Consider the following 11,363-nt stretch of genomic DNA (forward strand, 5'->3'; position numbering starts at 1 on the left):
GGTTGTCCGTAGTATTCACTACGGACTTTTTAAGTGGGTAGGCTGTACATACCCCGCATTGCATACGGGGCTATGGATATGGAACCCCTCCGGGGCTGGCGAGTTGGCATGCAGAAGCGGCTCTTTCGGATTTGCAATCCGAAAGCGATCGGAGAGGGATTTATAATCCCGTGCCTCACCAAGGTACCGCAAGCAAATCTCAGATTGTAATCTACAACAGCGAACATTGCTTAGCCCGTATGCTTCTTCGTAACTTTCTTTGAAGGCGTTACTTTAGTCTCACAAGCAGCGAGACTCACGGAGTATTGGATACCGTGAGTTTCGTAGATAACTTTCCGAAAAGGGCCTGAGAGAGGTCAGAAAAAAACGTTCTTATTGATACCTAAACCTCAGCTTTTCGGGTTAGATGGTCTTCCAAACGGAAGACCTTATTTCTTCTGCAACACAAACTGATTTTTTACATCAATAACCTCAGCAATTTTGGCGAAGACGAGTTTGGGTACTTCAATCTTGTGATCGACCAGAGCGACCTGTAAATCCGATTGCAGCGTGATCTTGTCCCCCTGTACGGTAAGTTTGCCCTTCATCGTACGGTCCTGCTTTACGCCGTGGATATCCAGGCTACCGGGAGCCGAAATGTCGTACGTTCCGGGTTTCGTCAGGTCGGGTAAATTCTGAACTTTTCCCCGAAACAGACCATACGGATACTTTTCCGATTCCAGGTAGTTTTCGTTGAAATGTTCCTGCATCAGTTTATTCGGAAAATTAAAATCCGTGATGGCCATGCGTACCACGATTTCGCCCGTCTGACTATTGAGCACAACGCCCACTTTCTTATTTACGGCAGAAATGTCCTCCACGGGAGTTTTGGAAAAGAAACGGGTTTCGCCCGTCTGCGTCAGGAAAAGTTGAGCATGAGCGGAAAAAGACAGAGCAAATGCCAACAGAAACGAAAGTATTTTCATGGTCTGGATAAGGATTTAGGATGAGCAATTACCAGTCTTTTTTCGACTTCCGGTCGAAGCTAAAGGTGCGGGAAATGTTAAAGCCGTAATGAATATCTCCTTTGAAGAAATTGCCCGTAGCCTGACTCAGGAATTGCTTCTCGATCATGCCCTGCGAGTTGGTGAAGTGTAATTGAAAGACGTGACCGCCGGTTTCAATATCAACGCCTATGGCAACGGCATTGTACGATTTCACACCACCGGGAGCGGTTAGCTGGTCGCTTTCACTGAGGAAACGGGCGTAATATTCGGCATTAATCGATACGCGTTTGCTGACTTTAAACCGTCCACCAATACCCACGGCTGGAATCGCTTTGGGGCCTTGTTCGGGCTTCGCCAGGGTGAGAAGCGTGGGCATGAGTTGCAGCGAAAAACGATCGCTGAATTTACGGGCAATCAAGGCCTGAAAAGTCCAGTTCTGGCGTTCGCCGTTGTTATAATACAGGGTGCTACTGGCGTTGCTACGCGTGGGTTCGGTGACGATGGCATCCGAAGCAAACAACGTAACACTCAGCGGTGAGCCCTGCGTACTCTGACGAAGCAAGCGGTATTTCAGGTACAAATCGACGGTTTTCTGAATATTACTGCGACCTACGCCAGCCGTCAGTCGATCCGTAATACCGTATTCGAGGCCGAGACGGATCGAAGCTTCATCCAGGCCGTAGAAATTATCAACACCCGAATTAAGCCGACCAAAACGGTGCGAAATCAGGAAATCAAGGTGCTTACCCTTGACGGTCTCGACCGTATGACCATTAATCAGGCGAGTACCTTTAAACGTCGCTGAAGTAAACGTTTGGGTGGTAGGCTGATCCAGCGATTTAAGCAGATCATCGTCCTGAGCACGTACCGTCTGACTCAGGCATACGAATCCTAGAAGGAAGAAAAAAACGGAGGTTTTCATACAAAAGACGGGTGAAGAGCGGAACAAAAAACGACTATTCAAAAACGCGTAGCGTCGTGCCAGTAAGTTCAGTTTTGTACTGTTTGAGAGCGGCATTCGCAGGGCCTTGTACCACCGAACCCGTAGTGCTGAAGCGGGAACCGTGAGCGGGGCAATACAGATCATTCGTTCCGGTTCGGTACTCCACCGAAACGCCCTGGTGTGTACAGGCCTGAGACACGGCGATGTACGTGCCCGCATTGGTACGAGCGACGATGATGCCGTTGGTATACACGTAACCGCCGTTAGTAGCTAGTTTGGAATACGTTGCATTCGTCAGATCAAGGGAGAGGTTGACGCCGCCAGTACCGCCGTTGCCGGAACCGGGATCTACGGGATCATCTTTCTCATTTTTACAGCCCGAAAGGCATTGTTGCAGAATAATCGCACCGATACCGGTACCTACCATACTCATAAATTGTTTGCGGTCCATCGTCGCCATGTCGTTTACAGTTATAGGGTTCAAAAAGGGTAATACGTTTCAGAGTAGCCTTTCGGTTACGAATCATTACGGCCAACGCTAACGCAGCGTTGCACGCAAGAGGGAAATGGACGGTTAGCAGCTAGTAATGTTCTGTATACTAGAATTTTATAGTTGGCTTTTGTAAGTGGTAGCGAAGCGTAAAGAATATACCTTCCGTACGCAAACGCACGTTTCCAAAGCCTACACCTCCCAGCGGCATTTTTACGAAGGGTTCTATACGCAACTGCAAACGGGAGGTAATGGGTCGTTCGAAACCCAGCGATAGATTGACCGTGGCCAGCCAGTGATTTCCCGTACGCTTTTTTTCGATGTCGTACTCATAGGTGGTATATTGATACCGGTAATTCTCCCGTAGCATGAGATAAGACGTACTTCCCAGACTCACGAAAAATTGATTCTGTTTGATTTTCCAGGCATCAAAGGTCACACTGAGTGGCAGATCCAGCATCCGGCAAGTGGCGTCGATCTGGTCCGGGCGATGGTAAGTCGTCCAATATCCCTTATAGGGTCGGTAATCGTAACTGGTAGCGGCGTAGTTTTTAAGTGAGTAAATAACTCCGGCTGCTACTCGCCAGCGTGGGGCCAGCCGGTATTCCAGTTGAAGCCCCGTATTGACGCCCGTAGCCGCTCTTCTACCAGGAACGCGGGTGAAATCTGGCGACAACATCAATTGTAAGGCCCAGCGGGGTTGGGGCTGGGGTACCGAAGCCGCCGGCTCGTTGGACTGTTCTAAATCCGGAACCTGAAAAGCCAGATCAACCGGTAACGCTTTCCAGGACAACGCGGTTAATGCCTTTATTCCCAGTTTCGTACTGCTCGTATCAGCAGAAACCGTAGGTTGAGGTACGGCTAACTTGGGTACCAGGTTCTCCTCTTCTCGCCGACGCGATTGCCGCTTGGAATAGTCGGGAATGGACTGTCTGCGAGAGTTAAAAGTCCGGGCTTTCCGAGGGCTTACGTCCGAAGCCACTAATGGAGCTTCGGAAACGTAGCGACTCGGCGTAGTTGGACGTTGTACTGACTTTAAAGTCCGACGTACGGAGGTCGACCTGTTTGCGGACGTATCCTCATGCGTACGGGTTATTTTTTCTGAATCCGAAGAAAGTAATGGCGAAGCTTCCGGGTTACGCTGAGCGGGCAAAGGCTGGGTTGTTGGTACTGATTCTACTTGAGTAGAGGCTTGGTCGCACGTACGACCGCCGTTTCTGAGGCTCCGTGCCCATTTTCGCCGGGATAGGTCCGTGACTGGCCCACCAGAATAAGCCCAGCATACTCAGCACCACCAGTGCCTCAATGAGCGTAAATCGTCTAACTGCCGATTTGAAATACTGATCCCCGCCGAGCTTTTGCTCCATGCGTTTCCAAGCCTCCGGATCGAACGGCGGTTCGTAGCCCGAGGCAGCCTGTCTGAACAGGTCATCCAGCTGATCATCAGACATATTTGGAGGATCGTTCTTCATGACTTTGTTTTAACAGCTCCCGCAGGTATTGTCTGGCTTTTGCTAAATTTGATTTGGAGGTGCCAACGGTGATGCCCAGTTGTTGGGCTACTTCTTCGTGCGAATAGCCGTCAATGACGTATAGGTTAAATACGGCCCGGTAGCCGGGCGTCAGTTGTTGTACTAATCCAATCAATTCTTCATAAGCCAGCCCGTCGAGCGGACTTTCGGTGTGGGAAACGGAAATACCTTCTTCCAGATTTACCTGGTGACTATGCTTAATGCTGCTTCGATACTGATCAATGGCTGTGTGAATGATGATTTTCTTGAAATAGCCTACGAACGACGGTACGGGTTCGTGTTTTTCAATCTGATAATGCGTCATGCCGTGAAAGACCTTCAGAAATCCGTCGTTGACTACCTCCAGACTTTCTTCTTTCGTCGGACAATACCGTGATGCAATACTCATCGCGAACGAATAAAAAAGCCGGTATAGTCGCTCCTGGCTTTTTCGTTCGTTCCGGGCACAGCCCTGTAGAAGGGGCAATAGCTCTGCGGGAGTGATTTTAATCACGTTTTGGCTAGTTTCAATCAAATACTCGCAGGATAAGACGAAAGGGTTGCCCGGGTGTAATGAATTTTTCTGAAAAAGTAGAGAATAGTTGAATAGGATGCTGATAATCAGAATAATAAAATTGTAAAGATTTTAGAGTACTGTTTTAATTTAAAGGGTCAAAACGAGCCGTAGATGCTGAAGTTTCTGAATTAAGAAATTCGATTCAGTACTTAAACTAAAAATCAGCTCCTAACGCTACGAGCGTTCAATACTAGCAACCAGAAATGACATTCGTGGGCCTCAAACCTGCACCTTAAATCAACCGTCAAACCTTATGCACCTTCGCAGCATCTCGTCTTTTTTCTGATATTTGCCGGTATGCAACGAGCTTTATTTTCTATCCTCTTTCTGGGTTGTGTGGCCTGCCAGCCCGCTTCGAAAGCGACGCAGGCGGAAGCAACTGATTCTACTTCGCAAGCTCCGAAGGCAAGTACGGATTCCTTATCGATTGACTTAGTGGCGTGGAAAGGTAAGCTGGGGCCAACGGAATCAATTACCGTACCAAATGATCCCGTTTTTCACCGCAACAAGACCTTTGATGCCATACCCTTAGCTACGGTTTTGAAACAGATACCGGCGTATAGGAGCGTCAATCCTGCCGAAACGCAGGTCGTCTTTGAATGCGAGGATGGCTATAATCCTTCCATGCCGTTGACGAAAGTACTGGGCAAGAAAGCGTATCTGGCTGTTCGGGACTACGATGCTCCCCAAGGAGAGGACTGGACGACCTTGCAGAAAGGTTCGGAAACCAAGAAAATTGCTCCGTATTACATCTGTTATACCGACGTTCCGGGGGACGACGCTACGTATAAGTGGCCGTACAACCTGGTTAAAATCTCGCTGACCTCCGCTTCCAAAGAAACCGCAGCCCTATTTCCCAAAGAAGACGATTCCGTCGTCAAAGGGTACGGGTTGTTCAAAACGCACTGTTTAACCTGCCATGCCCTCAACGGCGTTGGGGGTACGCTTGGTCCTGAGCTGAATTTTCCTAAAAGTGTAACCGAGTACTGGAAAACGGATGACCTGAAAGCCTTCATCGCTCACCCCGATCAGTACCGGAATAAGGTGAAAATGCCTACGCTGGGATTGGAAGCGAAAGAAATTAACGAAATTGTCGGCTACCTTTCCTACATGGCCAAACATAAATCTAGGTAGTTAAACCATTGAATCCCTTCAACATGAAAAAAATTGTATTGACGAGTGTATTAGGCCTGAGTATCTTCTCGGTACAGGCTCAGCAAACGGAAGAATCTGCGATTCGGGCCGTCGTGGATCGGCTTTTTGAGGGAATGGCCAAGAAGGATACCAACCTCGTACGAAGTGTCTTTCATCCCTCAGCTCGCCTTCAATCGGCCTTTGTTAATCGCCAGGGCCAGCCTTTACTGCTTAGTCAGAGTATTGATGCCTTCGTCAAGGCCATTGGCTCGATTCCATCGGACACGAACATTGAAGAACGACTGACGTCCTGTGAAATTCGCGTAGACGACCGGCTGGCGACGGCCTGGGCATTCTATGAATTTTACGCCAATAAGGAATCTAGTCACAAAGGGGTGGATGCTTTTCAATTCTATAAAACCGACCAGGGCTGGAAGATTATTCAGCTTAGTGATACGCGTAGAAAATAAAAACAGCTCCGAACGATGAATCCGGAGCTGTTTTCTTAAAGTACTAATGTCTATGTCTACATCATTCGGGTGAGTCGTCTCGACAACAGGAACAGCAGTACCGCTGCTACGCCGGACATCACCACAAACAGCAGGAAAAAGTCGTACAGACTCGCCATTTGATAGCCAAGGAAGTTGGTAATTTTACCCGCTTCAGGATAGTACGAACTCAGCGTACCCGCGAATTTATTGGCCGCTACGTTGGCCAGAAACCACACCGCCATCAGCAAAGAGCTGTACTTGGCCGGGGCCAGTTGGTTCACCAAGGACAGACCAATGGGAGAGAGGCAAAGCTCCCCAACGGAATGGAAGAAGTACAAGGCCGCCAGATAGCCCGCACTTACCTTCACACCCGGTACCGGATCTTTTACGGCCGGTAACATAATCAAGTAACCAATGGCCAGTAAGGTCAGACCAATCGCCATTTTGTAAGGCGAAGCGGGTTCAATACCCTTGTTACCTAAGTACGTCCAGATGCCAGCCATGATCGGGGCACAAGTGACGACGAAGAAGGGGTTGAAATTCTGGAACAATGCCGGTGGAATGGTCCAGCCAAACAATTGGCGATCCACCTGTTCATCGGCGAAAAATGTTAGCGAAGCACCGGCCTGCTCGAAAGCAGCCCAGAAGAAAATAACGAAAAACGAAACGATGTAAATAACAATCACCTGTTGCTTTTCTTTCGCATTCAGGGATTTATCCATCAGGATAAAAACCAGTGAACCGACGCCACCAATCAGCGGAAACCAGAGCAGAATCGGATACACGTTTACGTCAAACCATAACATGCCCAGGCCTACCACCAGCAAAACCGGCAACACCCAGTACACCGACTTTACGGCGGGAGAGTTAACGGGCGTTTCGCCTACGGGTTCGCCTTTCCAGGTGACGAGGTACTTGATTTTTCCCCATTGAAAAACAACAGTACCTAACAACAGGGCGATGCTACAGGCGAGGAATGCCCAGCGAAAATCTTCGGGGCGACCCGTATTTCCCACCAAGGCACAAATCGTTTGTCCAATGAACGAACCCAGGTTAATCCCCATGTAAAAAATGGTATACGCCGCATCTTTCCGCCGGTCTGCCGGGTCGTACAACGTCCCTACCATCGAAGAGATATTGGGTTTGAAGAATCCATTCCCAACGATCATCAGACCTAGCCCGACGTAGAGTAGCATATTTCCGCCGGGCTGGTCATAGATACTTCCCGAGCAGAACAGGAAAAACTGGCCCAGAGCCATGACCAGTCCGCCCACTAAAATCGAGCGACGGTTGCCCCAGTATTTATCCGCGATATACCCACCAATCAGGGGCGTCAGATAGACCAGTGACGTATAACCACCGTAGAAGTTAGACGCAAAGGCTTTGTCTTGCATCAACGCCTGCGTAAAATACAGCGTAAGAACGGCCCGCATGCCGTAGTAGCTGAAGCGTTCCCACATTTCCGTGGTGAAAAGCAAAAAAAGGCCCTGGGGGTGGCCTAAAATCCGTTTCGTCTGAGGCGGTTTAATAAATTCGGGCATCCGATTTCGTTTTGATGAATGAAGTTAAGTAAACTTTGGAGTTCGTATAGACGTGTGCCGGGCAACCGCTACTTTACTAAAGCCGTTGAAAAGCTGCTGGACAGCTTTAAATCAAGTGCAGGGTAATTCGTAGCACCCCAAATATAAACGTAGATTTGGGGCTTGCCAAATACAGCCATCCATGAAACTTACTGATACGCTTCTTAAATACCAAATTTCCTTTGCTTCCATAGTACCCTTCGACTGGCAGCGTTTTCGCGTAAAAATTCTTGACTTTACCGCCGGAAATCAGGCTCTACAGCAACAGGAACTCGTCAACACGGCCGATTTTTCCCACTTTGTCACCCAGGAAATCCAGGAAGCCGGAGCCCTGTGCGGAGTCGGCGGTTACAATGAACACCGGGTTCTGTATCGCCGCAGTGCACATTTTCAACAAACAACCGAACCCCGGGAAATTCACCTCGGAATCGATATTTGGGCCGAAGCGGGTACGCCCGTTTCCGCTCCGCTAACGGGTACCATTCATAGCCTGCGGGATAACGCTAATTTTGGTGATTACGGGCCCACGATTATCCTGCAACACGAACTCGAAGGTACTCTTTTTCATACGCTGTACGGTCACCTCAGCCGTGCGTCGTTACGCGATAAAGTGCCCGGCCAGACCATTGCCGCGGGGGAGCCCTTTGCGGAATTCGGACCGTATCCGGAAAATGGCGACTGGCCGCCGCACCTGCATTTTCAGATCATTGAAGAGATGCAGGAATGGTCGGGCGATTATCCGGGCGTATGCAGCTTGTCGGAGCGGGCGATGTATCTGGCCAACTGCCCCGACCCCAACCTGATTCTTCGGATTCCAGGCTTGTAGGTAGCCTTTTCCCAACCATTCATCATACAGTTGAGCCCCGTTGCGAGGTTTGCCTGTAACTTTCCTATTTTACACTTTTCCCCTTATCTATCATGCTAAAACGCTTTTGTATGTGGGGGCTGGCCTTCTGGCTGAGCGTCCCCGCTTTCGCTCAGCTAAAAGCGGAAGATGTCCAGTCGTTTACCCTGAAAAATGGAATGAAAATCTTCGTGCTGGAAGATCATTCGATTCCTAACGCGAACATGTATTTGTTCTGGAACGTGGGTTCACGGAACGAAAAACAGGGCATCACCGGACTGTCGCACTTTTTCGAGCACATGATGTTCAACGGAGCCAAGAAATACGGCCCCAAGCAGTTCGATCAGGTCATGGAATTCAATGGCGGGCAAAATAACGCCTATACGAGTCAGGACATGACCGTGTATACGGACTTTTTCCCGGCCACCGCTCTGGAGTCTATTTTCGATCTGGAAGCGGATCGGATTCGGGATCTGGCTCTGGACCCCAAGATGATCGAGTCGGAACGCGGCGTAGTGCATTCGGAATATACGACCGGGTTAGAAAACAGCCCCGAAGAAGAACTGGATCAGGCGATGCTTTCGGTCGCTTTTTCCCAACACCCGTACATGTGGAGTGTCATTGGGTATGAGTCAGATATTCTAAACTGGAAACGGGAAGATCTGGTCAACTACTTCAAAACCTATTACGCCCCCAACAACGCCATCACCTTTATCGTCGGTGACGTCAAGCTGGCCGATGTCAAGCGATTGGCCGAGCAGTACTTTGCACCCATTCCTGTACTGGCTCCGGCTCCTCCGGTCGTCCACAACAAAGAACCCGAGCAAAAGGGAGAACGCCGGGTAATGGTGAATCGGGACGTGCCCTCGCCTTACGTACAGATTGCGTATCATACCCCGGAAGCCAGACACCCGGATTATTACGCCCTAGATTTGCTGTCGGCCATTTTATCCCGGGGCCAGTCCTCGCGTCTGTACAAAGCCCTTGTTGATACGCAAATCGCCAGCGAGGCCTATACGAGTTTTGCTCCCAGCATTGATCCGTACCTGTTCTCCTTTACCGCCCAGGCTTCAGATGGCAAAACAGCGGATACCCTGGAAGCCGCTCTGCTCGCTGAAGTGGACAAAGTGGTGAAAACGGGCGTGACGGAAGCAGAGTTGGAGAAGGTAAAGAATCAAAAGGTAATGGACTTTTACCGCAGTATCCAGACCAACAACGGCAAAGCCAATACACTGGGTCGGTACGAACGCTACTTCGGCGACTATCGCAAGTTTTTTACGGCGTCCGAGGACTATCGCAACGTGACAGTGGCTGACATTCAGCGGGTAGCGAAAACATACTTCAAAAAATCGAATCGGACGGTAGGCGTATTGCAGAAGGAAACTGAATAATTATTCGACATGAAAAAGATCTTATTTTTTCTGCTACTGGCTCTTCCGGGATTCAGTCAGAATTTTAAACTCCCTCGCTACGAAAAACTGGTATTACCCAACGGCCTGACCCTGATGCTGATGGAACAACACGAGGTTCCGGTATTGGCCGTGTCGGTAGGTCTGCCGGCAGGAGCGGTTTACGATGGTACCCAGTATGGTCTGGCGAACCTAACGGCCGAGTCGCTGAAGTTTGGCACCAAGTCTTTCCCCAAAGCCCTGCTGGATGAAAAGCTGGACTTTCTGGGGGCTCAGCTCAGTACCTACGCCACGCTGGAGACGGCCACGCTGACGTCTTCCTTTGCGGTGAAAGATCAGGAAACGGTATGGCCCATGATTAAGGAAGTACTGGTTAATCCAGCGTTTGATGCCAGCGAGTTTGAAAAACGGAAAAGCCGTTTACTGGTTGAATTAAAGCAGGCCAAGCAACGCCCTTCGGCTGTACTAGGTGAGTATTTCAATCATTTCTACTACGGCAATCAGCCCTATGGCTCGCCCGCCGATGGAACGCCCGAGAGTATTGGCGGAATCACGCTCGATCAGGTGAAAAACTTTTATCGAACGCACTATCAGCCCAATGGTACGGTCGTGTCGGTCGTGGGTGATTTTAATACGGCGGCGATGAAAGCAAAGCTGACGACGTTATTTAAAGACTGGAAAAAAGGAACGGCTGCCACGCAACCTCCAGCCCTGAAAGCCGTGCCTAATCAATCCCGCGTCCTGCTTGTCAATAAGGAAAATGCGACCGAAACGCAGATCATAATCGGGCAGAAGGGTGTGCCCATGAACAATCCCGATTACGTAGGTATTGAAGTGGTGAATACGGTACTGGGAGCCCGTTTTACGTCCTGGCTAGTGGATGAACTGCGGGTAAATCACGGCTACACGTACGGCGTTCGCAGTAGTTCGATATGAAAAAAGCCGGTGGTACGTTTGTCATTCGTACGTTCACGCCGACTAAAACTACGATTCCTGCCATCGATCTGGCCCTTGAAGTGATCGGTCGTTTGTATACGAAAGGGATCGACGAAAAGCTACTGGCTTCGGCGAAGAACTACGTCAAAGGTCAATTCCCACCGCGTTTTGAGACGCCGGCCCAACTGGCCAGTTTGCTGACTACGATGTTTACGTATGGTTTGAACGATAGCTACATCAATGATTTTCAGGCGAAAGTCGATGCCCTAAATGTGGATTCCGTGAAACGAATCATTCAGACCTATTTCCCGAAAGATCATTTTCAACTGGTACTGATTGGCAAAACCGCCGAGTACCGCGAAGCTGCCAAAAAGTACGGCGAGGTTTCCGAGAAACAAATCGAAACCCCTGGCTATTAAATGTACGTAGTAAAACAGGGAAGCCCGCGTTCATGAACGCGGG

The 11,363-nt window shown here is 49.5% G+C and carries 13 protein-coding genes; 6 read left to right on the top strand and 7 right to left on the bottom strand.

What is annotated here, in order from left to right; all coding sequences use genetic code 11:
- Positions 1 to 428: 428 nt before the first annotated feature.
- The 6 genes from BWI93_RS22725 to BWI93_RS22750 all read right to left on the bottom strand — a co-directional run bounded on the left by BWI93_RS22725 (position 429) and on the right by BWI93_RS22750 (position 4,444).
- Positions 429 to 965 carry a YceI family protein gene (locus BWI93_RS22725; RefSeq protein WP_094815541.1) on the bottom strand — a complete coding sequence of 179 codons (537 nt, stop codon included), beginning with the start codon at positions 963 to 965 and terminating at the stop codon, positions 429 to 431.
- 28 nt (positions 966 to 993) lie between these two features.
- Positions 994 to 1,908 (bottom strand): DUF5777 family beta-barrel protein, encoded by a 915-nt coding sequence (locus BWI93_RS22730; protein WP_176454300.1) that lies wholly within the window; start codon positions 1,906 to 1,908, stop codon positions 994 to 996.
- A gap of 34 nt (positions 1,909 to 1,942) precedes the next feature.
- The gene (locus BWI93_RS22735) at positions 1,943 to 2,413 is read right to left on the bottom strand and encodes a ubiquinol-cytochrome c reductase iron-sulfur subunit (protein WP_217902319.1); all 471 of its coding nucleotides are present in this window, start codon (positions 2,411 to 2,413) and stop codon (positions 1,943 to 1,945) included.
- A 115-nt stretch (positions 2,414 to 2,528) separates the two neighbouring features.
- Complete coding sequence (locus BWI93_RS22740) at positions 2,529 to 3,572, bottom strand: outer membrane beta-barrel protein (protein WP_094815543.1); 1,044 nt, start codon at positions 3,570 to 3,572, stop codon at positions 2,529 to 2,531.
- Entirely contained in the window at positions 3,556 to 3,870 is a 315-nt protein-coding gene (locus BWI93_RS22745) for a hypothetical protein (protein WP_094815545.1), read from the bottom strand. The genes BWI93_RS22740 and BWI93_RS22745 overlap by 17 nt, the downstream gene beginning before the upstream one ends.
- On the bottom strand, positions 3,863 to 4,444 hold the full coding sequence (locus BWI93_RS22750; RefSeq protein WP_094815561.1) for an RNA polymerase sigma factor: 582 nt from the start codon (positions 4,442 to 4,444) through the stop codon (positions 3,863 to 3,865). The genes BWI93_RS22745 and BWI93_RS22750 overlap by 8 nt, the downstream gene beginning before the upstream one ends.
- Positions 4,445 to 4,804: 360 nt before the next feature.
- On the opposite strand from BWI93_RS22750, the gene BWI93_RS22755 reads away from it, so the two are divergent.
- A complete protein-coding gene (locus BWI93_RS22755) occupies positions 4,805 to 5,641 on the top strand; it encodes a cytochrome c family protein (protein ID WP_094815547.1) in 837 nt (278 codons plus the stop codon).
- 23 nt (positions 5,642 to 5,664) lie between these two features.
- Positions 5,665 to 6,111 (top strand): nuclear transport factor 2 family protein, encoded by a 447-nt coding sequence (locus BWI93_RS22760; protein WP_141217569.1) that lies wholly within the window; start codon positions 5,665 to 5,667, stop codon positions 6,109 to 6,111.
- Between the two features lie 56 nt (positions 6,112 to 6,167).
- Here the strand turns inward: BWI93_RS22760 and BWI93_RS22765 are convergent, their stop codons facing one another.
- Entirely contained in the window at positions 6,168 to 7,673 is a 1,506-nt protein-coding gene (locus BWI93_RS22765) for a peptide MFS transporter (protein WP_094815551.1), read from the bottom strand.
- Between the two features lie 181 nt (positions 7,674 to 7,854).
- On the opposite strand from BWI93_RS22765, the gene BWI93_RS22770 reads away from it, so the two are divergent.
- The 4 genes from BWI93_RS22770 (at position 7,855) to BWI93_RS29790 (ending at position 11,320) form a co-directional block, all read left to right on the top strand.
- A complete protein-coding gene (locus BWI93_RS22770) occupies positions 7,855 to 8,538 on the top strand; it encodes a peptidoglycan DD-metalloendopeptidase family protein (RefSeq protein WP_094815553.1) in 684 nt (227 codons plus the stop codon).
- 92 nt (positions 8,539 to 8,630) lie between these two features.
- Positions 8,631 to 9,947 (top strand): pitrilysin family protein, encoded by a 1,317-nt coding sequence (locus tag BWI93_RS22775; RefSeq protein WP_176454301.1) that lies wholly within the window; start codon positions 8,631 to 8,633, stop codon positions 9,945 to 9,947.
- 9 nt (positions 9,948 to 9,956) lie between these two features.
- Positions 9,957 to 10,901, top strand: coding sequence for a M16 family metallopeptidase (locus BWI93_RS22780; RefSeq protein ID WP_369679206.1), 945 nt, complete (start codon positions 9,957 to 9,959; stop codon positions 10,899 to 10,901).
- Positions 10,898 to 11,320, top strand: coding sequence for a M16 family metallopeptidase (locus tag BWI93_RS29790; RefSeq protein WP_369679207.1), 423 nt, complete (start codon positions 10,898 to 10,900; stop codon positions 11,318 to 11,320). The genes BWI93_RS22780 and BWI93_RS29790 overlap by 4 nt, the downstream gene beginning before the upstream one ends.
- Positions 11,321 to 11,363 lie beyond the last annotated feature (43 nt).

The sequence above is a fragment of the Siphonobacter sp. BAB-5385 genome (assembly GCF_002261125.1).
Lineage (GTDB): Bacteria > Bacteroidota > Bacteroidia > Cytophagales > Spirosomataceae > Siphonobacter.

Coding starts and splice junctions, on each gene's coding strand:
- BWI93_RS22770 (WP_094815553.1), top strand. CDS start 7,855: ATGAAACTTACTGATACGCTTCTTAAATACCAAATTTCCTTTGCTTCC.
- BWI93_RS22765 (WP_094815551.1), bottom strand. CDS start 7,673: ATGCCCGAATTTATTAAACCGCCTCAGACGAAACGGATTTTAGGCCAC.
- BWI93_RS22775 (WP_176454301.1), top strand. CDS start 8,631: ATGCTAAAACGCTTTTGTATGTGGGGGCTGGCCTTCTGGCTGAGCGTC.
- BWI93_RS29790 (WP_369679207.1), top strand. CDS start 10,898: ATGAAAAAAGCCGGTGGTACGTTTGTCATTCGTACGTTCACGCCGACT.
- BWI93_RS22755 (WP_094815547.1), top strand. CDS start 4,805: ATGCAACGAGCTTTATTTTCTATCCTCTTTCTGGGTTGTGTGGCCTGC.
- BWI93_RS22730 (WP_176454300.1), bottom strand. CDS start 1,908: ATGAAAACCTCCGTTTTTTTCTTCCTTCTAGGATTCGTATGCCTGAGT.
- BWI93_RS22725 (WP_094815541.1), bottom strand. CDS start 965: ATGAAAATACTTTCGTTTCTGTTGGCATTTGCTCTGTCTTTTTCCGCT.
- BWI93_RS22780 (WP_369679206.1), top strand. CDS start 9,957: ATGAAAAAGATCTTATTTTTTCTGCTACTGGCTCTTCCGGGATTCAGT.
- BWI93_RS22760 (WP_141217569.1), top strand. CDS start 5,665: ATGAAAAAAATTGTATTGACGAGTGTATTAGGCCTGAGTATCTTCTCG.
- BWI93_RS22745 (WP_094815545.1), bottom strand. CDS start 3,870: ATGTCTGATGATCAGCTGGATGACCTGTTCAGACAGGCTGCCTCGGGC.